This is a genomic window from Sphingobacteriaceae bacterium (assembly GCA_002319075.1).
In the GTDB taxonomy this organism is placed as follows: Bacteria; Bacteroidota; Bacteroidia; order B-17B0; family Aurantibacillaceae; genus Aurantibacillus.
This window is the reverse complement of the sequence record NVQB01000001.1, coordinates 215,832-237,876: the sequence shown is the minus strand read 5'-3', so window position 1 is coordinate 237,876 and position 22,045 is coordinate 215,832. Positions and strand designations below refer to the sequence as shown.

Here is a 22,045-nt window from a genome sequence, read left to right as displayed (position 1 = left end):
GTTGCCATCCTGATTTACCCGGATAAACTTTGATTAAAATCAATTTTAGCATTTTATTTACTACTTTTAACTTTTTCTTAAAAATGAATAAGTTAATCAATAATTTTCCTTCATTGGTCGATGCTATTTTGCGCTTTGTCGTTCTCCTGGTTTTTCTTTTTCCTTCCAGATTTTATGCTCAGGCAATTGGTGTAACAGCACCCGCTGCTTCTGGCTCAATATGCGCTGGAACAACTTTGAACATTACCTTTACTACTACAGGTACATTTTCAAATACCCCTTCTGTAAACGTCTTTTCTGCACAGGTATCTGATGCGATAGGCAGTTTTGGGGGTAGTCCGGTTACTATAGGAACCCTCACTGCTACTGCAGGTGGCACGATCACCTGCACGCTTCCTTCCACGTTATTAACGAGTAATCTTTACAGGTACCGTGTTATCAGTAATAATCCCGCAATTAATGGATCTGATAACGGCGCCGATCAGCTTATTTATGCTATAACACTCAATTCTCCCACGGTAACGCAGAGTTCATTTTGTCAGACGGAAGTATTCAGTTTAACATTTACACAAACCTCTTGTGCCTTTATGAGCACTCCGAGTACCAATGTTTATTCTGTTGAACTTTCAAACGCTGCCGGAAGTTTTACAAGTCCTGTTGTGATAGGTACCTACACGGCCGTTGTGCCTGGCCCCATTACCTGCACTATTCCAGGAGGAACTGCGCAGGGTACGGGTTACCGTATGCGTGTTGTCGCGTCCAACCCTTCCGTGATTGGTCCCGATAACGGCTCTAACCTGAGCATAATCGCGCCTGTAGGAACGCCCACCGTTTTTGGAAATGGAAGATGGAATGTTTATTGTTATGCAGCCGATAATAATTACACAACCAATTATGTAGGTACTTATACCGAAACCAGCTTAAGTTTTACAACCACTACCCGCTGGGCTAATACCGCCAGTCCGAGTGCCGCCAGCGGCTATAGCGGATGCGTGATTAATCCTGCGATGTATTCGTTCGTTTATAAAAGAACAAATATACCCTGTGGTTATTATCAGTTAGATATTCCCAATCACCGCCAGGAAGTTTATTTTATCATAAATGGAGTAGCCGTATTTACTCATACCAACGGATGTTGTGACAGTCATACCAACGCGTGGAGGGGCGTGATAGAGGCTACAGACGAAATTGAATTACGTTGTTCCAACACTCCGAGCAATGGTTTACTGCAAGCTACATTTACAAAACTAAATCAGTTGGTAATCAGCGCCCCTGTGCGGGTTTGCTCTTTAACTACGGCAACCCTCACCAGTGCAAATACGGGGACATTGCCGATCGATTATTCGTGGACGCCTGCAGGTTCGGTGAGCCCGAGTACAGGATCACCCACAACCATAGCCACTCCGGCTGCCACTACTACGTATGTTGTTACCGGGACAGATCCGGTTACAGGCTGTGCTGTATTTAGTAATAGTGTTGTAGTAACAGTGAGCGCAACGGCGGCAACCAGTTCCTCTATCACCGCCGGTGGTAACATTTGCAACGGCTTTAACAATACAGTTATAACGGTATCCGGCGCCAATACCTATTCCTGGGCGCCTCCGGCCGGATTGAGTGCTACTACCGGAACTATAGTTACCGCTACACCTACAATCACTACAACCTATACTATAACGGGTTCTAATAATTGCACAACATCCATAGCCACCAGGGTGGTAACAGTAAGAAATACGCCCACCATTTCTCCCAGTGTTTTTGGTAATAATGTTTGGAATGTATACTGCTACAACAACACAGCGCTGACGGACTTTTATGGTTTTTATACGGAAAATAATTTAAGTTTCGATAGTCGTAACAGATGGGCGGTTTCTTCAACCCCCAGCGTAGCATTAACAACTACAGCTGGCACTGGCTATTCTGGTTGCAACCTTATTCCTGCAACACATGGTACAATTTCTAAGAGAACTAATTTTCCATGTGGTTATTACAGAATAGAAACCGCCCACGATGATTACGTTACCATTCTTATAAACAATGTACAGGTATTTCAGCATCTCACTGGTGGGGATGTTCATTCTGGTGTTGCGGGAGGCGTATGGACCGGCTTTCTGGGGAGCTCATCGACTGTTGAAATACGTTACGTAAATGTTTCTTCGGGAGGATATATTACAGCTACCTTTGTTGCTGTGCCGGCACCGGTATTAAGTCCGCCTGTTACCATTTGTTTAGGTACAAGTACAACCTTTACAGCTGCCGCCATTACAGGGGCTACTTATCTGTGGGCACCCGCAACGAATCTGAGTTCAACTACAGGAACCGTTACAACATCTTCTGCCACTGTAAGTACAAATTATACCTGCACAATCACTGATACTTTAACAGGTTGCACATCTGCTTCCACTACCTCACTTACTATCAACCCTCTGCCTACTACAAGTGTTACGCCGCTTAGTTCTACTCTTAACTGCGCTGCAGAATCCACCACCCTTACTGCAGGCGGGGCAAATACATATTCCTGGGCGCCTTCAGCAGGACTCAGTGCCACTACAGGCTATTCGGTTATTGCTTCACCCACCGCAAATACAATTTACACCGTAACAGGAAGTAATAATTGTACTGCAGTTGTTTCAAGTGCTACTGTAATGGTTGTGCCTTTAATTAATCCCACTGTCTTTCCTACAGGTACCTGGAATGCTTATTGTTTTAATAGCACCACGTATACGAATTATTATGGCTATTATACAGAAGACGGTGGGGGAGCCAGTGGTTACGATTTTAATACCACTACCCGCTGGGCAGCGAATGCCGCACCGTCAACGGCTAATGCCACCAATGGCCTGGCATATCAAGGGTGTACCATGCCTACAAGCGCTTACACTATGAGTTTCAAGCGCACCGGCTTTACATGCAACACCTATTCGATAATAGCCCTCGGTAACGACGACAACGTTTATGTGAATATAAATGGAACGCAGGTAGCTACGCGCGCAACATCAAGCGCCAGCGTTGTTCTTTGGGTAGGTGTACTTTCTAACTTAACTACGGTAGAAATAAGGTTACTTCAGAATACTTCTACTGCCAGTTTGAATATCGCTTTTGTACCAGCTTCAATAACTTCTTCCGTTGCCGTTTGGTCCGGAGCCGTTAGTTCAGATTGGTTTAATGCCGCCAACTGGTGCGGATCAAATACACCGAGCGTTACAGATGACGCCATCATCTTTAATTCAGGTACCGCATTTCAACCTGTTATAGGAGCTTCAGGCGCTACCTGCCTGGATCTTACAATTTTTGGCGCTGCGGCCGCAACAGCCACAAGCGCTGCAATTCCTGCAGCGAGTCTTGTAGTAAGTGGCGCTTTTGGCCTAACGGTGTATGGTGACTGGATTAACCGGGGATTTTTTAATGCTGGAACGGGAACAGTAAGTATATTGGGAACGGGTGCAAAAACAATGAGTTGCAATACCACTCAAACTTTTAACAGGCTGGTTATAAATAATGTGGGTGATGTAACATTATCTCCAACTATTCACAGAATTACTTCTAACATGGATTTTCAAAATGGAGTAGTTGTATCTACAGGAACATTGCAGTTTCTTAATGGAGCCACCGCTACTAATGCAAGTGATGTGAGTTATGTCGAAGGACCCGTTGTTAAATTCGGAAATCAGGCTTTTACTTTTCCAATTGGTTTAAATGATTTATACAGACCTGTATCCATTTCAGCGCCGGTAAATACAAGTGATAATTTCACAGCACAATATTTTTATTCGAATCCTAGTCCTCCGTATACAAGCACTTCTAAAGATGCAACCATTGATCATATTAGTAGTTGCGAGCATTGGATTTTAAACAGAACAGGAGGATCGTCTATCGTGAATGTTAATTTAACATGGGCTGCAAATAGTTGCGGTATTACCACTTACACCGACCTTGTTATTGCCCGTTGGGACGCTGGCCAGGTGAAATGGAAAGATCACGGAGCGATAAATGTAACCGGCACTAACGCTGCAGGTTCTATGCAAAGTAGTTCTCCGGTTACGGTATTTAGTCCTTTTACTCTCGGATCTAAAACAAATTTAAATCCTTTGCCTATTGAATTACTGGATTTTACGGCAGTTTGTGTTCAGGAAGGGGTACAGCTTAACTGGACTACGGCAAGCGAAAGAAACAACGATTATTTTTATATCGAGCGAAGTGTTGACGGAAAAGAGTGGGTAGAGATAGCAAAAAAATATTCTGGAGCTAATTCTGCGTTAAAGAAAACTTATGTTATGACAGATAATAATTTTGCCGATGAAACATCTTATTACCGATTGTGGCAAGTAGATAAAGATCAACACAAAGAGATGCTTAAAACTGTTGTGAGTCAATGTCATCTTGCTCAGAACGAGTTTCGGTTTTTCCCAAATCCAGCCCGCAACGAAATAAATCTTGTTTTTAATGTTTCAGCAAGTGATTTAGACGGTACTTTTTCTATTACCGATAATCTCGGTAGACTGTGCCATTCTGAAAAAATGGATCTAAAGAAGGGAACTAATTTTATATTGGTACCTGTAAAATTAAAACCGGGGGTTTATTTTATTTCTTATACTTCTAATTTGTTTAAGCATGAAGTAAGGAAGCTGGTGATTCAGTAGTAAAGGGTATAGTCGAAAGTTTATAGTTGAAACTCTATCGGCAAGGGTATGCATCTTAAGAATTGCGTTTATTTTTCGCTGGTTAGCGTTTAAAATTCAACTAGTAAGCTTTATGAAATGTCACCCCTGCTTCTTTTTTTTAGCTGATTTTTTTGAGGGCTGAACTCTTTTATTAAAATCAAGACATAAATCTATCCAATAATCGAATTTTTTTTTGGATCGCATACCCTCGTCGCTGATGTAAACGTACCCTTTCATGTGTTTGGTCTGGAAATCCATTTGCCGGCAACCCGTTTGTTCTAAAGCCATTTCCTCTATTTCCGGATCAATGCGGCACATCATTTCGTCCTTAATAACGCCCACACACATTTTTCCATCCACCATAAAACAAACGCCACCAAACATTTTTTTCTCATCCACAAGCGGAAGATCTACTAATGCTTCGCGAATACGATCTGCAATATGTTCTGCATAGGCCATAAGCAAAAATAAGTGTTCTGGCGTAATAATAAAATTCAAACCCTAAGACTCAAAGTGAGGTCTTAATTACACTAATTGGTGATGCTTTCACATAGAATATCTCAGAACAGGCAATACAAAGGAGAAGGCAATAGGCACAGTATTTTCATACATGCTGCATGGCTAAGACTGGACCTATAGTATTAATAGAAGATGATGAAGATGATGCCGAACTTTTTAAAACGGTATTGCTCGAGCTTGAAATTGGGAATAATTTGTTGTGGTTTTCAGACACTCAAACTGCAATGGATTACCTTACTAACAGCAGTGGACAACCCTTCCTGATTGTATGTGATGTAAATCTCCCAAAACAAAATGGAATTGCCTTTAAACACGAAATAGAGGCTAATGAACACTTAAGAAGAAAAAGTATTCCATTTATATTTTACTCCACTGCTGTTGACAAATACGTGGTCACAAAAGCTTATGAGGACTTAACTATTCAGGGCTTTTTTAAGAAAGAGCACAACTATTCTATCATTAAAGAACAAATAAAAAGCATTATTACCTATTGGATGCACTGTGAACATCCTTCAGATATTGGTTAATTAGCAATTTTTTTCGTGAATTCTTATGGCAACTTTACCAGGATCGCTCTTCGGTGGCGCATAGAACAGTCGGCATTTTCAGACAATCAAAAAAGGCTTTAATTAACCTGAGCCACTACTTAAAAATTTATTCGAAAACATCGCATAACCTTTTCCGGTTTTTTGGAAAAGTAGTTTAGACCTTAAACAAAAAACGCAACCCTTTTGAGATTGCGTTTTTTTATTTTCATTCAGATTAAATTGAAATTGGTGGAATATCAATCTGTGGTTTCATTGCCTCTTCGTGTTTATCGAATGGACGTTTACCAAAGATCTCTTCTAAATCTTCTTTAAAGATCACTTCTTTCTCAAGCAATTTCTCTGCTAACATAGTCAGCTTATCCTTATTGCTCATTAAGATTTGTTTCGTTTTTGCATAAGCAATATCCGTCATTTTCTTAACTTCTTCATCAATGGTTTTAGCAGTGCTTTCGCTGTAAGGTTTGCTGAAGTTATATTCACTTTGTCCTGAGCTGTCGTAGTAACTTATGTTACCGATCTTTTCATTTAAACCGTAATACACGATACAGGCATAAGCTTGTTTGGTTATTTTTTCAAGATCACTCAATGCACCCGTACTTACTTTTCCAAAAACGATTTCTTCTGCAGCACGTCCGCCTAAAGCAGCGCACATCTCATCAAAAATCTGGTCAAGCGTAGTAATCTGGCGCTCTTCCGGTAAATACCAGGCAGCACCCAAAGACTTACCGCGAGGTACAATAGTTACTTTAACCAGAGGACTGGCATGTTCCAACATCCAGCTCACAGTAGCGTGACCAGCTTCGTGAAACGCGATCACACGTTTTTCTCCAACAGTGATAATTTTATTTTTCTTTTCAAGACCTGCGATAATTCTATCAACAGCATCTAAGAAATCTTGTTTCTGAACATTTTTCTTGTTTGAACGGGCTGCAATTAAAGCTGCCTCATTACAAATATTAGCAATGTCGGCCCCGCTAAATCCAGGTGTTTGTTTGGCAAGGAAATCAATATTTACAGTATCGTCGATTTTAATTTTCTTTAAATGCACCGCGAAAATTTCCTTACGTTCATTTAAGTCGGGCATATCTACATAAATCTGCCTATCAAAACGGCCGGCGCGCATTAACGCTCTGTCTAAGATATCCGCACGGTTAGTAGCCGCTAAAATAATAACACCGCTATTAGTTCCGAAACCGTCCATTTCCGTTAGCAATTGATTTAAAGTGTTTTCACGTTCATCGTTGGCACCAGCTGAAGCGCTTTTACCACGAGCACGTCCGATAGCATCTATCTCATCGATAAAAATGATACAAGGTGCTTTTTCTTTCGCTTGTCTGAATAGATCACGTACACGTGAAGCTCCAACTCCTACGAACATTTCCACAAAATCAGATCCGCTTAAAGAAAAGAACGGAACTTTTGCTTCACCGGCAACTGCTTTAGCCAGTAAAGTTTTACCTGTACCCGGAGGTCCTACTAATAAGGCTCCTTTCGGAATTTTCGCACCCAGGTCTGTATATTTTTTCGGATTCTTTAAAAAGTCTACAATTTCCATAACCTCCATTTTTGCACCGTCTAAGCCGGCCACATCGTTAAAGGTGATATTTACATGGGTGTCTTTATCAAATAAAGTCGCTTTCGATTTTCCAATATTAAAGATCTGTCCCGGACCACCGCTTCCACCACCGCCCATGCGGCGCATCATTACTATCCAGATAACCAGCATTAATAAAATTGGAATGATAAAAGACAAATTATCTGTCATCCAGTTTGTTTCTTCCACACTGCGTGCCGACACTTGTCTGTCTTTAGGAATCCCCGCATCTGTTTGCACTTTTTCCATACTCGATAAGAAATAATCAATCGAAGGAATGGTTACAAAGAATTGAGGGCCTTTAAATTTTTTATCCGGGAAATAGGATTGCCCTGTTTTAGGATCTTTGTATCGGTCGAGTGTTGCCGCGCTATCCGGATTTACGGTAATACGGGCAATGTTTTTATTTACGATCACTACTTCCTGCACATCCCCTTTTAAGAGCATGTCATGATAAAATTTGCTTTGTGGCACTTCTTTTAAACGGGAACTAAAATCATTTCCGTAAAAAACAATAAAAAGTAAAATAGCTACAACGGCACCGTAGATCCAATAGAAATTATTGCCACCGTTACCACCTTTGTTTCCTCCAAAAGGAGAGTTCTGACGCCCGAATTTTTCTTTCATGCGTTCAAACTGCTTCTTTCTTTCTTCCTCTTGCGAAGAAGGTTGATCGTTGCTGTTTGTATTTTGTGTTGGTTCCTGTTTTTGTTCGTCGCTCATTTTGTAAGTTCTAATTTAGATTAATCTTTAACCTCTGTAATTTCCGCATCACCCCACAAACCTTCAATATTGTAATGCTCTCTTGCTTCACGTAAAAAAACGTGTACTACAATGTTGATGTAATCGATCAGAATCCATTCGCCATTTTGCTGGCCTTCGGAGTGGTACGGTCTTTCACTGGTCATTTTTTCAACCGTTTCCTCTACGCTGTCGGCAATAGAGTTAACGTGTGTATTACTCTCGGCATCGCATATAACGAAATAATCTGTTACACGGTTTTCGAGACCTTGCAGGTTTAAAATCTGAATGTTTTTAGCTTTGCGCTCCTGCATCCCTTCTACAATCGAATCAAGCAAACCTGTGGTTTGTTTAGCGGTGCTGGTTTTTTTTGGCCTTTTTGTAGTTGAAGGTTTTTTCTTGTTCTCAGAATTCGCTATAACGTTTGCTTCGCGCAATTCACGTTCTTTATCTGTTAATGGCTTTTTTACCTTTACTGCGGATTTTTTAGCGCCTGCTCCTCCTACTGATTTTTTTACCAGAACTTTTTTTGAAGAACCTGAACTTTTAGCAGTTGTTTTTTTTGCTGGTGATTTTGAAGTTTTTTTTGCAGCGATTTTTGTTACTGGTTTTTTGGCCATGAAGATATTTATTTTGCTTAGCTTTTAATTAATTTTCTTAGGTTTACACTAAACAACAAATTTAACTTATTTGGCGTAATGGAAACATTATTTATTGGGAAAAACATCATTTTTTTACCTGAGATAGAGAGTACCAATTCTTATGCCATAGACTTGTTAAAGAACGTTAACCTTCCTGAGGGCACAGTGGTGCATGCTCTAAATCAAACGCATGGTAAGGGTCAGCGTGGCTCACTCTGGACCGCAGAGCCAGAGCGGAATATGACGGCTTCGTTTATTTTACGTCCTACTTTTCTGGAACTTAAAAATCAATTTTTTTTATACCAGGTTGCCGCTTTAGCTTGTTATGACGCAATGGCGCAAATATTGGATAGTAGCCAAATTGACATTAAAATAAAATGGCCAAATGACATATTGGTAAATCAGAAAAAAATTGCGGGAATCTTAATTGAAAATACCATTCACAATGGACAAATAAGTTGGTGTGTAGCGGGTATTGGAATAAACGTAAACCAGGAATTTTTTGGAGAAAATTTAAAAGCCGCGTCTCTTAAAAGTATTACCGGAAGAACTTATTCTATCCAGTATGTTTTGGAGATACTTTGCCAGCAGCTGGAGAAACACTACCTGGCATTGTTAAATTCAAAAAAAGAAAACATTACCTCGTCTTACCTGAAAAATCTTTTCGGCTTAAATACATTCCGCGACTTTGAGTTGAATGGAAAGACGGAAAGTTTTTGTGTGAAAGGAGTAGGTGAGAGCGGTCTGCTGGTGTTGCAAGATTCAGCTGGTGGAGAAAGAGAAATGGATGTTAAGGATATTAAATGGATCTACTGATCTTAGTTTAAACTCCTTAAAGCTTCTTCAAGATCATCAAACGCAAAATTATAGCCCGCCGCTTTGATTTTTTCATTTGAAATTTGCACACCCCGCGTTATAGTCACAGCGCGCTCTCCAAGTGCCAGTTTTAGAGCGAACTCCGGAACATTCGGGAGAAAAAAAGCTTTGTTTAAACTTTTTGCTAATGCTCTGGAAAAATTGTCATTGTTTATAGACACAGAACTTACTGCATTGTAGGCGCCGCTAACGTTATCCTGAAACAAAGCATAGACATAAATTTGTGCCAGATCTTTTATGTGAATCCAGGGAAAGTACTGTTTGCCGCTTGCGATCGCTGCACCCAAACCAAACTTAAAGGGTGTAACCATTTTCGCATAAGCGCCTCCTTCTTTACTCAAAACAATTCCTGTACGGATAATTGCTGTGCGCAGGCCAGTTTGAGCGATGGGTTTATAACTGTTCTCCCAGGCAATGCAAACTTCGGCTAGAAAATCATGCCGGGAGTTATCAAGAACCGCTTCATCTGTTTCAGTAAATACATGATCTGTTACATCACTGCCGTAATACCCCACAGCGCTTGCTCCTATAAAGGATTTTAATTTAGGTGCCCGTTTAGAAATGGTTTTAAATAGGAGCTCGGTGCTCTTTACCCGTGAGTCAACGAGTTCTCTCTTGTAAGCTTCGGTCCAGCGTTTGTCAATAATACCAGCACCTGACAAATGAATGATATGGTCTAAACCCTCCATCGCTTTTTCATCGATGTAAGCGGTTTTGATATCCCATTTAAAACTTACAATTTTTCCTGATCCTGAAGGACTTTGTGACGCTTCGCGACTTAACCAGCGAACCTCGTGCCCCTGAGTTAGTAATAAATCAGAAATAGCTTTTCCAACCAAACCACTTCCGCCGGTAATTAATATCTTTGCCATAGTATTTTTACTAACAGTTTAAATTACAAAAAGTTTATGATTTTTGATGTTCATATTTTTGTCTGTAACAACCAACGCACAGGCAGTGAGAAATTAAGTTGTGGTGAGGCGCATGGTCTGGAGTTAGCAGGCGAATTCAAAAAGCAATTAAAGGATCTCAACATAGGTTTAAAAACAAGAGCTAATAAAAGCGGCTGCCTTGGTATTTGCGATTTTGGTCCTACTGTGGCCATTTATCCGGAAGGGACATTCTATGTGGGTGTTAAAAAGGAAGATGTGAAAGAAATTATACAATCACATATAGTGAATAAAATTCCGGTAGAGCGTTTATTGTTGAAGGATTGGAAATAGATGTAAATAAACAGCTTCTCAAAGAAGATTTTTTTGAATTGTTTAAAGTTCAACTCAAAAAAGATTTTGAAGGCTCTGGTCTGAACGGAGATTTTGCAGAAACTCTTCCTCCTGCATTTGAAAGTCTGAAAGAGAAAATCCATCACGAATTAGTTAGGTTGTCTCAACGAAATGCTTCTGCTCTTCCCGGATTGCTCTACCGTATAGATATTAGTGATTTTCAACTACGAAGGTATCAACAGGAAAATAAGACCATGGATTTTGAAGAAGTATTGGCTGAACTTATTATCAAACGGGTTTTGCAAAAGGTTATTTTAAGAAAAAAATTTTCGTCATAATATGTCAGTTGTTTTAAGAAAAGGAACAGAAAAAGATTTAGAGGCAGCGCTAAATTTAGTGAAGGAACTTGCTGTGTTTGAAAAAGCTCCTGCTGAGGTGGAAGTTACATCCACAGAAATGCGCAACTGGGGCTTCGGTCCAAATAAACTTTTCGATTTTTTTGTCCTTGAAAAAGAAAACGTCATCGTTGGTATGGCACTCTACTATTACAAATATTCAACATGGAAAGGGAAATGTTTATTTTTAGAGGATCTCATTGTCACGGAAAAAGAACGTCAGAATGGTTTTGGAAAATTATTATTCAATGAAGTTGTAAAGGTTGCTAAAGAAGAAAAAGTCCGCCGCATGGAGTGGCAGGTTTTAGATTGGAATACGCCCGCTATTGAATTCTATAAAAAATACAAGGCTAATTTTGATGGCGAGTGGATTAACTGTAAGTTGAGCGATATGCAATTGCAAAAGTCTTAGGTATTCTAAAGGTGTAGAAAAAAAACAGACAGATTAAACAGATTTCAGCGGCCGACAATTTTGAGCAGTATTTTTTCAAATTCAGGGATGGAAAAATCTTTCATTGAGTAGTCTCAATGAAAGAATCAGTAGTTAGACATCATCTCACAATTCATTTTAAACAAATAAAGTCTTAATTCTTTAGGCAGCAAAAACAATCGTTGAAACCTGCCGCTACTTTCCATCCGAAGATTTCACTAAACACTTAGGCACATACCATACTCCTCTGTACAAACTCAAGTTAATTCTCCTGCCATCACACATCAAATAGTTTCCCTGCCCATCGCGCTTCATAATAATGGCTTGTCCATTTTGAATTTCTTTAATGGTAATCAGACTTAATTCCTTTAAAGCGTTTTTTTTATGCTCAGATCCAATTTTAAATCCTAATTCATTATTTGCCAGGTCCATAACGCAGCTTAAACTATCAGCCACTTCACCATCTTCTTTTTTCGCTTTAAGAAATTGCTGGTAGTTTGCCTTTTCATGAGCTCTGCCAAGTTTTCTTAATTTACGAATCGTTATTTTCTGCGCATATGCAGCCATATAGAATGCATGTCGGTAGGCATCTGCTTTGCCCCCATTACTAAAGCTATCCAGTTGTAGTGTTGGCTTACTAACGGAGTTCAGTTGGTTGCATGTGTTTGTCAGCCGTTTAATCTTTATAGCTGCAAAAGGGTGAGCCAGGGCCCAACCCAATTCTGGTCCACTGACTTTAGGAGATTGTGCCCCTAAGGTGAAATTAAAAAGTACAAACAGTAGCAGGAACTTTTGAAGCATGCATTACATTTCTTAAAAAATGACAATTAACAGCGCAATGTTAGTATAATAAATGGAAATAGCTTTATACTTGCTGGCGTTTAGATTATTTTTACTTTGTGGATTATAAAACAGATTTTTTATCAGCGCTTTTAAATAAGAAAACTACTGGACTTGTTGTTAGCATCAATGATCTGCGCGACAAGGAATTCAGTGGTATAAAATTAACTGGAGAAGAAAAAACTGCTTTGTCTAATTTTGATAAATACAGAATTACCGTTTTGAATTCGCAAACCGACGAGCAAAAATTCCACTACAAATACCGCCAGATTCAGGTAATAGCCAATCTTAGTGATTGGAAAGAGTTCCTTAAAGAGGACTTTGCTAGCTAATATTTCCTAAAAAAATCATTTTCTTTACGTTTAATTTACCTAAATTTGGGTTCCAAAATTTAATTTATGAACGTTAAAACATTAGGTCAATTTATTATTGAGAAACAAGCTGATTTTCCCTATGCAAAAGGAGAATTATCAAGACTTTTGCGCGATTTGGGTATTGCTGCAAAAATCGTGAACCGCGAAGTAAATAAAGCGGGACTTGTAGATGTTTTAGGAGAGACCGGTGAGACAAACATTCAGGGCGAACGCGTAAAAAAATTAGACATTTATGCCAATGAACAGTTTATCGCCGCTTTTAAAGCCGGAGGTGAAGTTTGTGCAATTGCCAGCGAAGAAAACGATGATATTATTCCTATTGATTCAGAAATTTCAAAGAGCGCAAAATATGTTGTTGCGATGGATCCATTGGATGGTTCTTCCAATATAGATGTAAACGTTTCTATTGGAACCATTTTTTCGGTTTACCGCCGGGTAAGTTTAAGTGGTCCTGGTACTCTTGAAGATTTTATGCAACGTGGCACCGAACAGGTTGCTGCGGGTTACATTATTTACGGGTCAAGCTGTATGCTGGTTTACACAACAGGCAAGGGAGTTAACGGATTTACACTCGATCCTAGTATTGGAGAGTTTTGTTTATCGCATCCAAACATGCAAACTCCTAAACAAGGAAAAGTATATTCTATAAATGAAGGAAACTATTTGCATTTTCCTGATGGTGTAAAAAAATACTTAAAATATTGCCAGGAAGAAGACAAGGCCACAAATCGTCCCTATTCTTCACGTTATATTGGTTCGGGTGTTGCAGATATTCACCGTAACTTAATTACCGGTGGAGTTTACATTTATCCAACTACAACCAAATCTCCTAATGGGAAATTACGTTTGCTTTACGAATGTAATCCTTTGGCCTACATTATTGAACAAGCTGGAGGCAAAGCCACTACTGGTGGAAAACGTATCATGGAAATTCCTATTACAGAATTACACCAACGTACGCCTTTATTCTTAGGAAGCTCAGAGATGGTGGATAAAGCCATGGAGTTTATGACAAAATATTCCATAGAGAAGGTTTAAATAATCTTAAACAAAAAACCGGAACAGAAATGTTCCGGTTTTTTTATGTTTCGACCTCGCCCGACAGGATATTTCAAGGGGTGTTCTTTCAATAGTAGTAGAGCTCTGTCATTTCGAGTATAGCCGAGGCTTGTCATTTCGAGCGTACCCGAGCTCTGTCATTTCAAGCGTAGCCGAGCTCCGTCATTTCGAGCGTAGTAGAGGCTTGTCTTTTCGAGCGTACCCGAGCTCTGTCATTTCGAGCGTAGTCGAGACTTGTCATTTCAAGCATAGTCGAGAAATGGTATTTCGAGCGTAGTCGAGAAATGTCATTTCAAGCATAGTAGAGGCTTGTCATTTCGAGCGTAGTCGAGAAATGTCTTTTCGAGTGTAGTCGAGGCTTGTCATTTCGAGCGTACCCGAGCTCTGTCATTTCAAGCATAGTCGAGACTTGTCATTTCAAGCATAGTCGAGACTTGTCATTTCAAGCATAGTCGAGACTTGTCATTTCGAGCGTAGTCGAGAAATGTCATTTCGAGCGTAGTCGAGACTTGTCATTTCGAGCGTAGTCGAGAAATGGTATTTCAAGCGTAGTCGAGAAAGCAACCCGCCATCTTATTAAAATTTCTAATCGCGGTTATTAGCCGTGAATCTCCAGATAAAATAAAGCAATGTGGCTATCGCGCTTAAAGCGCTCACTACATACGTATAGGCAGCCCATTTCAAAGCATCTTTAGCGTCTTCGTGTTCCTGGCGGTAAGTAATTCCAGAATGGTTTAGCCATACTAATGCACGCCTACTTGCATCAATTTCAACAGGTAAAGTCACCACACTGAATAATGTGATCGCTGCCTGTAAAACAATAAAAAGTAATAGCATCGTGTTTCCTAAATGCGGTAAACCTACACCTACAAGAAGCAACCCAAAAGATAAAAAGCTCATCACCTGGCTAGCTATTTGCACAGCTGGCACTAACGCACTTCGCATTTTTAACCAGGCATATGCGGTGCTGTGCTGCACGGCGTGACCGCATTCGTGCGCTGCAATCGCCGCTGCCGCTACGGTTCTCTGACTGTAAACCTCGTGACTTAAATTCACTGTTTTGTTTGCAGGGTTATAATGGTCGGTTAATGACCCCTCCACACTGGTAACCCTTACGTCGTAAATTCCATTTTCACGTAACATTTTCTCAGCTATTTCTTTTCCGCTCAAACCTGAACTCAAACGCTCCTGAGAGTATTTTTTAAATCTTGCCTTTAGCTGAGAACTTACTAAAAGTCCAATCAACATAAAAATTCCGGCAATTACTATTAGTCCTATATCAAACATTGTGTCTTTTTTAGGGATAAGGAAACAAGTGTTATGCCACTTCACAACCCTGTCAAAATTGCATAGATAAAGGCATTTAAGTGAAAAAGTGGCGCAGAAAAGTGCAAAGAGATTAACAAAATAGCTTTAGTAAGTTTAACAGCTGTTCACCCTAATTCTGCGATCTTTCCCTTAGTTTTAATAAAAATATGGAAAGCTCTGAACAACCTGTAATATTAGTAACCAACGATGACGGCATTTTTGCACCGGGAATAACTTTTCTTGCAAAAGTTGCTTCTAAATTCGGCCGTATCATTGTGGTAGCGCCAGACAAACCACAAAGTGGAATGGGGCATGCTATCACCATAAATGCAACACTTCGTATTCAAAAAACAAATTATCACAATGCTGAGATAGAATACGCCTGCAGTGGAACACCCGTGGATTGCGTAAAAATGGCTGTAAACCATATTCTAAAAAAACGTCCCGATCTTGTAGTAAGCGGTGTAAATCACGGAAGCAATAGTTCGATCAACGTTATTTACAGTGGTACCATGAGTGCTGCTATTGAAGGTGCCTTGGAAGGAACGCCAAGCATTGGGTTTAGTCTTTGCGATTACGCCATGGAAGCTGATTTCGAACAAGCTGAAAAATTCGTGTCCAGCATTATTGAAGAAGCCTTGAAAAATAAAATGCCTAAGGGAGTTTGTCTCAATGTAAATATTCCAAAGTTAAAAGCGGCAGATTTTAAAGGCATAAAGGTTGTACGTCAGGCAAGAGCCAATTGGGTAGAGCGTTTTGAAGAACGCAAAGATCCTTATGGAAGAAATTATTACTGGCTTACAGGAGAATTTGTAAATTTTGAACCGGAATCTACAGATACGGATGAATGGGCCCTTGCCAACGGTTACATTTCGGTAGTGCCGACTCAGGCTGATTTAACAGCGCATAGTTCTTTATCACACTTAAAACATTTTGAAACATTATGACCTGGATACAAAAAGCGGATAAATGGTGGATTGGCTTATTAGCAGGATTATTATTTCCTGCGATCATGTTCTTTTTTTACTGGCTCTTTTTTCACCACAATATTACTTTTCCTCACCGTTTTATCAGGTACCTTAAAAATGGATACCTGTTGAGTAATGTGATTAAAATTTGCGGACTTGGTAATTTATTGATTTTCTATTTAGGTCTGAATGCAAAGATTGATCGATTTAACAGAGGTATTATTATTTCAGTAATAGCTTATGTATTGCTCATTGCTTACGTTACCTATTATCTTGAACCCGAATACATTTAAACATGAAGTACTATTTTATAGCGGGCGAAGCAAGTGGTGATCTTCACGGAAGCAATTGCATGAGAGAGATCCTGAAACGTGATCCTCAGGCGGAATTTGCTTTTACAGGTGGTGATTTGATGGAAGAAGTGACAAAAGTTAAGGCTGGAATTCACATCAAGCAAATGGCTTTTATGGGCTTTATTGATGTGCTTAAAAATATAAAAACCATCAATAAAAATTTTAAAATAGTTAAACAGGAGATTTTAAAATTTAAACCTGACCTTTTAATATTGGTGGATTACCCGGGCTTTAACTTGCGCATGGCCAAATGGGCAACAGAGCAGGGCATAAAGGTAGACTATTATATTTCTCCTACTGTGTGGGCGTGGAAAGAGGGGCGGGTAGAACAGATTAAAAAATATACCCATAAACTTTTTGTTATTCTTCCTTTTGAAGAAGCTTTTTATCAAAAACACAATCACAAAGTCTATTTTACCGGACACCCGCTGATTGATGCCATCGAACAGCAGAAACCGAAGTTCAGAGCGCTGGAAGATTTTATCAAAGACAATGGTTTATCTGGAAAACCTATTATTGCCGTGCTTCCCGGAAGTCGCGTTCAGGAAATTGAACGCATGTTGGGGATCATGCTTGAGGTTACAAACCATTTTAAAGACTATCAATTTGTGGTGGCTGGCTCTACGAATCTTCCAAAATCAAATTATGATGCGCTTCAAAAACATCATATCAAAGTAGTGTTTAACCAGACCTACGAATTAATGACCTATGCAAAAGCAGGAATTATAAAATCAGGCACCTCCACACTCGAAAGTGCTTTGTTCAGACTCCCTCAAGTTGTTTGTTATAAAACAGGAAAACTGTCTTTTGCTATTGGGAAACGTTTGGTGAACGTAAAATACATCAGCCTGGTGAATCTTATTATGGATAGGCTCATCGTTAAAGAGTTAATGCAGGAAGAGCTTACAGCTAAAAATATCTCAGAGGAATTAAAATTGTTGCTTCACGATACAACTTATCGTAATAACATGCTTCATGAGTACGACGAACTTATAAAACATCTCGGAGGTGGAGGTGCATCTGCAAGAATTGCAGAACACCTGGTACTTGATGCTAAAGAGAAAAATTAAGAATGAAAAAATTAAAGGCATTCGCCACGGCGAAAATAAAGTTTTTACTAATCCCCATTTTAGCCTTTGCGGGTTCGACTTCGTTTTTTGTCCCGGCTGAAAGTATTCAAATTCGGGTCTTTGCCCATCTAAAGGTTACTGAGCTACACACAATTATTAATCTTGGTACTTATCAATTACTGGGCGATGGTCTTATGATAGCGGATTGTCGCCCCCTAATGGATTTTAAACTCTCTGTAAACGGCGATAGCATTGAAGTGAGAAAAAACGACATTCTCATGGGCGTTTTTAAATATATAAAATTTGTAAGCGACAACGACAGTGAATTAAAATTGAAATTAACTAGTCCTGATCGCAAAGTAAGAACGTACCAGGATGATCTCAGCTTTTCTGTGAGTGAAGGTGCTATGAAAATTATTAACCAGATAGTACTGGATAATTATATTGCCGGAGTAACCGAAGCAGAAGCCGGATCCCGCTCTGCAATGGAGTTTTACAAAGTACAGGCTATTCTTGCAAGAACTTTCGCCTTAGCACATGTAAATAAACACGCCCTGGAAGGATTCAGTCTCTGCGACCAGGTACACTGCCAGGCTTATTACGGAAAACCACGCGATCAGAATATTTACAAAGCAATGGCGGGAACAAGAGGTAAGGTTGTTGTAGACGAAAATCTGAATTTAATTGTTGCAGCCTTTCATAGCAATAGTGGAGGGCAAACCGCAAATAGCGAGGATGTGTGGGGCTCCCGTACTACTTACTTGAGAAGCATTGTGGATACTTTTAGTACGAAGATGCCAAACGCCCGCTGGGAGCGTCGCATGCTCAAAGAAGACTGGCTAAGTTATTTAAAACTGAAACATAATTTTCCTATCGAGAATGAAGAAGAAAAAGATGCGGCTTTGCATTTCACCCAGGAAACAAGAAAGATTTTTTTAGAATGCAATAATTCGAAAGTGCCCTTAAAAAATGTGCGCCTCGACTTGCAATTAAAATCTACTTTTTTCAGCATCAGTGAAATTAATAAGGATACAATTCTCTTTAGAGGACGTGGGTACGGCCACGGGTTGGGAATGTGTCAGGAAGGTGCGATGCGCATGGTAAAGCTGGGGTACTCTTATACGGATGTACTCAATTTTTATTATCAGGATATTCAGTTGATCGACCTGCATAAACTAAGCTTTTTTAAGGATGAGTAGGATTTTCTTTTTCGTTCAAATTACTTAAATTTAAATTATGAAGTCTTTCCTGTTTCAGTGTTTATTTATCAGTATTTCTTTTCTTACGCTTCGTGCGCAAGAACCTCAGACTATTCGCATAAAAAGGGAGTCAAACCTGGTAAAAGCAGTTTTTGATAATACAGAAACCAGACTTTTTGTAGTAGACCGTTTTGGAAATCCCCGGGAGAATAAAATTCTTTCGTATAAATTGTACGTAAAAGGAAAAAGAGAAACCAAAGAGTTTACTGGCTATAGTAATAGACTCAATGCAGAGATGATCAAATACCTTAATAAACAAAGTACTGCTGCAAAACTATTCTTTACTGAAATTTCTGCCGAAGAAGAAGACGGCCACATTGTAAAACTGCCCGACATAATTGAAACCTGGTTTCCTGAATGTGAAAATTGTGATAAGAAAAAAAGAAGATAATTACTCCAGAATATTCTCGTCAATCAATTGTTGTAGAACTTTACGTTCGTCTTTGTAAACTGCCACTATAAAAGCATCTTTAACATTTGCTTTTTGTAGTTTTTCTAAAAGTAGTTTAGCCTCATTATACGTGCCATAGCCACCCATGGTAAAACGTGTGATCTGATCGTTTTCTACTTTGCGAATTATTTTAGGAAGTCCAAGGACGTTGTTGTAATTAAAATTTTCATAAAATTTATAAGCACCAATCTGTACTTTGTATAGAAGATCTTCTTTTTTAGCACTACCGTATTTGGATGCAAAACTCCGGGTATCGAAAGATTTGTTTTTTAAGAGTTCCTTTGTTGAAGTAATTAGTTCTTCCAGTTTTTTATCATATTCGGGGGAAGTAAAGTCGGCAAAAACACTCAGCGCCTGATCGGAAGTTAAGCGTATGGTATTTAAAATAATGACCTGTTGAGGAAAGTGATCTACCCGCACAACGATTTCGTATTCGCTGCCTGCGGGCAAGCGCGAAATAAAATTACCGTCCTCTTTTTTTGCCTCGGCAGTAATACGTTCAACCGCATTTTTCTGCACAGAATTAATTTCAATCTGTGCTTGAGCTGGCTTTCCATCAACTGTTACCAGACCTTCAATATGAAGAAATGCAGGATCTGATTTAAATCCTAAAACGAAAGCAAGAAGAACAAAGAGTGCCGATTGTTTAAAAAACATCCCCGGTAAGTTTCTTTAAATTTAAGAATCTACCGGGGATGAATTCATTACCCTAAAATGGGTTATCAACTTAGTTATAAGCAGGTAAATACCCGTAATCTCTGCCGTATTCCATCATTTGTGTTTTAAAGCTCTCCGGATAGAAGATCTGAACATCAATGATTTTATCACCTTCCATCACAGGAACCAGCTTCGGTTGAATGAAGCCCTGGTAAGGTGCAATATTCAATTTAGAATATCTTTCAATGATTTCGGCATGAAGGCTTGGATCAATTTTAACACCGTAATTTTCGATCAAATCATGTCCGGCTTTGTAGTCGCCCTGTGATTTAATGCGTTGAATCTCTCTTAACAGCTCCCCGAATAAAATACGGAGTTTGTTGTAGTCATTTATGACGTAATATGTTTTTCCGCCTTCTACTTTTTTCTCAACCACATTTTCTTTAGCTCCTTTCTCAAGAACCCATGCAGAGATCATTTTACGGTTACGCATATGCGCTTCTTCAATTTCCTTGCCCGGTTTAATGCGTGAGAGCTGAACGATCAGGCCCTTGGTAATGTACTCATCATAAGCAGATTTTCCACATTCTAAATTTGGCATTACTCCTAGTTCAATCAATTTTGGATCCATTAAATAATAAAGTGCAACTAAGTCGGCGCGACCTTCTTCTAAAGCGCTTGCATAATTTTTAAGGGTTTCTGAAGAAGCGCCCACACCTTCTTCGATAATTCCACTCGCATGACCGATTACCTCGTGCATGTCGGTATGAAGTTTATCTGCTAAAGCGGCATATTTAATTACACGTTGTTTAATTTCATCGTTGTAGTAAAATTCATTTACCACACTTCCACCTGCTGCCTGGTCGTAAGCTTCTACAATGTTTCCTAAGTTTACCGACTTACTTCCGTGTACTTCGCGAATCCATTCGTTGTTAGGAAGGTTGATGCCAATTGGAGTGCTTGGCGCAGCATCGCCGCTTTCCATCACTGCATTGATTACTTTGGCAGAGATTCCTTTTACGTCTTTCTTTTTATGTTGAGGTAAAAGAGTTGAGTTGTCTTCAAACCATTGTGCGTTTGCACCAATTGTTGCAATGCGTTTACTGGCCTCAAAATCTTTTATAGAGACAACCGATTCAAAGGACCCTTTCTTACCTAACGGATCTTCATAAACTTCGATAAATCCATTCACCACATCTACAGCGCTTTCAGTGTCTTTTACCCAGGCAATATTATACAAGTCGAAATCGACAAGGTCACCTGATTTATAAAACTTTACGAGTGCTTCTAAAGAAGCTTTTTGCTTGTCGTTTTCCGCTACTGTAATTGCTTTTTCTAACCAATAAACAATTTTTTCAATAGCCTGTGTGTACATGCCTCCAACTTTATATACCTTCTCAACCAGCTTTCCGTTTTCTTTTACCAATTTACTGTTCAAACCGTACATTGGGTTTTCATTGCTTTTTTTATTAACCTGGGCTGCGTAAAAAGCCACAGCTTCTTTCTGAGTTACGCCTTCGTAGAAATTAACCGCTGATGATTTAACCAGATCCGTTTTAGAATCTAAACTCACTTTTTTAGCAGCGATATTCGCATCAAAAATCAAAGGAGTTACAAACTTAATGAAGTCTGCCTTTGTCTGTCCTGTCTGCATTGGAAGTTTAGCTTCATCAACGTGTGATAAAACATGTGTGAAGAAATCTTGTGAACATTCAGGAACAAATTTATCATTGTTGTAGTGATGGTGAATTCCATTGCTAAACCACACGCGTTTTGCATACAATTCTAATTTTTTAAAATCTTCGCTGTTGCTATCGTGACTACTCGTACTCAAAATAGCTTCTAAAGTTTTACGGATAACTAAATTGTATTTATAGTTTTGATCGAAATTAATATCACGCCCGCATAAAGCGGCTTCCGATAAATAATAAAGTAAAGTTTTGGTTTTGAGATCTAATTTTTCAAATCCAGGAACATTGTAACGCAAAACTCTTAGGTCTGCGAACTGTTCGGATACATATTTAAAATCATCCATAGGTTTTACAGAATCAACAGCAACGCTGTCTTTTTTTGCGTTTTCT

The 22,045-nt window shown here is 39.3% G+C and carries 21 protein-coding genes; 13 read left to right on the top strand and 8 right to left on the bottom strand.

The window, feature by feature from the left end; all coding sequences use genetic code 11:
- Window positions 1-29 precede the first annotated feature (29 nt).
- Window positions 30-4,637, top strand: coding sequence for a hypothetical protein (locus CNR22_01025; protein PBQ30402.1), 4,608 nt, complete (start codon window positions 30-32; stop codon window positions 4,635-4,637).
- 120 nt (window positions 4,638-4,757) lie between these two features.
- Here the strand turns inward: CNR22_01025 and CNR22_01020 are convergent, their stop codons facing one another.
- Entirely contained in the window at window positions 4,758-5,117 is a 360-nt protein-coding gene (locus CNR22_01020; protein PBQ30401.1) for an RNA methyltransferase, read from the bottom strand.
- Window positions 5,118-5,275: 158 nt separating this feature from the next.
- Between CNR22_01020 and CNR22_01015 the strand changes: the two genes are divergently transcribed.
- Window positions 5,276-5,704, top strand: coding sequence for a response regulator (locus CNR22_01015; protein ID PBQ30400.1), 429 nt, complete (start codon window positions 5,276-5,278; stop codon window positions 5,702-5,704).
- A 235-nt stretch (window positions 5,705-5,939) separates the two neighbouring features.
- On the opposite strand, the gene CNR22_01010 is transcribed toward CNR22_01015, so the two are convergent.
- Both CNR22_01010 and rsfS read right to left on the bottom strand, forming a co-directional pair.
- A complete protein-coding gene (locus CNR22_01010; GenBank protein ID PBQ30399.1) occupies window positions 5,940-8,042 on the bottom strand; it encodes a peptidase M41 in 2,103 nt (700 codons plus the stop codon).
- A 20-nt stretch (window positions 8,043-8,062) separates the two neighbouring features.
- Complete coding sequence (rsfS, locus tag CNR22_01005) at window positions 8,063-8,680, bottom strand: ribosome silencing factor (GenBank protein PBQ30398.1); 618 nt, start codon at window positions 8,678-8,680, stop codon at window positions 8,063-8,065.
- A gap of 78 nt (window positions 8,681-8,758) precedes the next feature.
- Here rsfS and CNR22_01000 point away from each other — a divergent pair, with 78 nt between their 5' ends.
- Entirely contained in the window at window positions 8,759-9,517 is a 759-nt protein-coding gene (locus CNR22_01000; protein ID PBQ30397.1) for a biotin--[acetyl-CoA-carboxylase] ligase, read from the top strand.
- 2 nt (window positions 9,518-9,519) lie between these two features.
- Here the strand turns inward: CNR22_01000 and CNR22_00995 are convergent, their stop codons facing one another.
- Window positions 9,520-10,449, bottom strand: a complete 930-nt coding sequence (locus tag CNR22_00995; protein PBQ30396.1) for a TIGR01777 family protein — start codon at window positions 10,447-10,449, stop codon at window positions 9,520-9,522.
- 36 nt (window positions 10,450-10,485) lie between these two features.
- On the opposite strand from CNR22_00995, the gene CNR22_00990 reads away from it, so the two are divergent.
- Genes CNR22_00990 through CNR22_00980 form a run of 3 tightly spaced genes read left to right on the top strand, consistent with a single transcriptional unit; the run spans window position 10,486 to window position 11,607 of the window.
- On the top strand, window positions 10,486-10,800 hold the full coding sequence (locus tag CNR22_00990) for a ferredoxin (protein PBQ30395.1): 315 nt from the start codon (window positions 10,486-10,488) through the stop codon (window positions 10,798-10,800).
- Window positions 10,791-11,138 carry a hypothetical protein gene (locus CNR22_00985; protein PBQ30394.1) on the top strand — a complete coding sequence of 116 codons (348 nt, stop codon included), beginning with the start codon at window positions 10,791-10,793 and terminating at the stop codon, window positions 11,136-11,138. Before CNR22_00990 ends, CNR22_00985 begins: the two co-directional genes overlap by 10 nt.
- A 1-nt stretch (window position 11,139) precedes the next feature.
- Window positions 11,140-11,607, top strand: coding sequence for a GNAT family N-acetyltransferase (locus tag CNR22_00980; GenBank protein ID PBQ30393.1), 468 nt, complete (start codon window positions 11,140-11,142; stop codon window positions 11,605-11,607).
- A gap of 213 nt (window positions 11,608-11,820) precedes the next feature.
- Here CNR22_00980 and CNR22_00975 read toward each other — a convergent pair whose 3' ends face one another.
- The gene (locus tag CNR22_00975; GenBank protein ID PBQ30392.1) at window positions 11,821-12,426 is read right to left on the bottom strand and encodes a hypothetical protein; all 606 of its coding nucleotides are present in this window, start codon (window positions 12,424-12,426) and stop codon (window positions 11,821-11,823) included.
- Between the two features lie 98 nt (window positions 12,427-12,524).
- Between CNR22_00975 and CNR22_00970 the strand changes: the two genes are divergently transcribed.
- Entirely contained in the window at window positions 12,525-12,797 is a 273-nt protein-coding gene (locus CNR22_00970; protein PBQ30391.1) for a hypothetical protein, read from the top strand.
- 66 nt (window positions 12,798-12,863) lie between these two features.
- Window positions 12,864-13,877 carry a class 1 fructose-bisphosphatase gene (locus CNR22_00965; protein PBQ30390.1) on the top strand — a complete coding sequence of 338 codons (1,014 nt, stop codon included), beginning with the start codon at window positions 12,864-12,866 and terminating at the stop codon, window positions 13,875-13,877.
- Window positions 13,878-14,483: 606 nt separating this feature from the next.
- On the opposite strand, the gene CNR22_00960 is transcribed toward CNR22_00965, so the two are convergent.
- On the bottom strand, window positions 14,484-15,185 hold the full coding sequence (locus tag CNR22_00960; protein ID PBQ30389.1) for a hypothetical protein: 702 nt from the start codon (window positions 15,183-15,185) through the stop codon (window positions 14,484-14,486).
- 188 nt (window positions 15,186-15,373) lie between these two features.
- Here CNR22_00960 and CNR22_00955 point away from each other — a divergent pair, with 188 nt between their 5' ends.
- The 5 genes from CNR22_00955 to CNR22_00935 are packed head-to-tail and all read left to right on the top strand — an operon-like array spanning window position 15,374 to window position 19,247.
- A complete protein-coding gene (locus CNR22_00955) occupies window positions 15,374-16,153 on the top strand; it encodes a 5'/3'-nucleotidase SurE (GenBank protein ID PBQ30388.1) in 780 nt (259 codons plus the stop codon).
- The gene (locus CNR22_00950) at window positions 16,150-16,467 is read left to right on the top strand and encodes a hypothetical protein (protein PBQ30387.1); all 318 of its coding nucleotides are present in this window, start codon (window positions 16,150-16,152) and stop codon (window positions 16,465-16,467) included. The genes CNR22_00955 and CNR22_00950 overlap by 4 nt, the downstream gene beginning before the upstream one ends.
- Before the next feature lie 2 nt (window positions 16,468-16,469).
- On the top strand, window positions 16,470-17,597 hold the full coding sequence (locus CNR22_00945; GenBank protein ID PBQ30386.1) for a lipid-A-disaccharide synthase: 1,128 nt from the start codon (window positions 16,470-16,472) through the stop codon (window positions 17,595-17,597).
- 2 nt (window positions 17,598-17,599) lie between these two features.
- On the top strand, window positions 17,600-18,796 hold the full coding sequence (locus CNR22_00940) for a hypothetical protein (protein ID PBQ30385.1): 1,197 nt from the start codon (window positions 17,600-17,602) through the stop codon (window positions 18,794-18,796).
- Between the two features lie 37 nt (window positions 18,797-18,833).
- Window positions 18,834-19,247 carry a hypothetical protein gene (locus CNR22_00935; protein PBQ30384.1) on the top strand — a complete coding sequence of 138 codons (414 nt, stop codon included), beginning with the start codon at window positions 18,834-18,836 and terminating at the stop codon, window positions 19,245-19,247.
- Here the strand turns inward: CNR22_00935 and CNR22_00930 are convergent, their stop codons facing one another.
- Both CNR22_00930 and CNR22_00925 read right to left on the bottom strand, forming a co-directional pair.
- Complete coding sequence (locus CNR22_00930; protein PBQ30383.1) at window positions 19,248-19,964, bottom strand: hypothetical protein; 717 nt, start codon at window positions 19,962-19,964, stop codon at window positions 19,248-19,250.
- A gap of 70 nt (window positions 19,965-20,034) precedes the next feature.
- The gene (locus CNR22_00925; protein ID PBQ34783.1) at window positions 20,035-21,999 is read right to left on the bottom strand and encodes a dihydrofolate reductase; all 1,965 of its coding nucleotides are present in this window, start codon (window positions 21,997-21,999) and stop codon (window positions 20,035-20,037) included.
- Window positions 22,000-22,045: the final 46 nt, after the last annotated feature.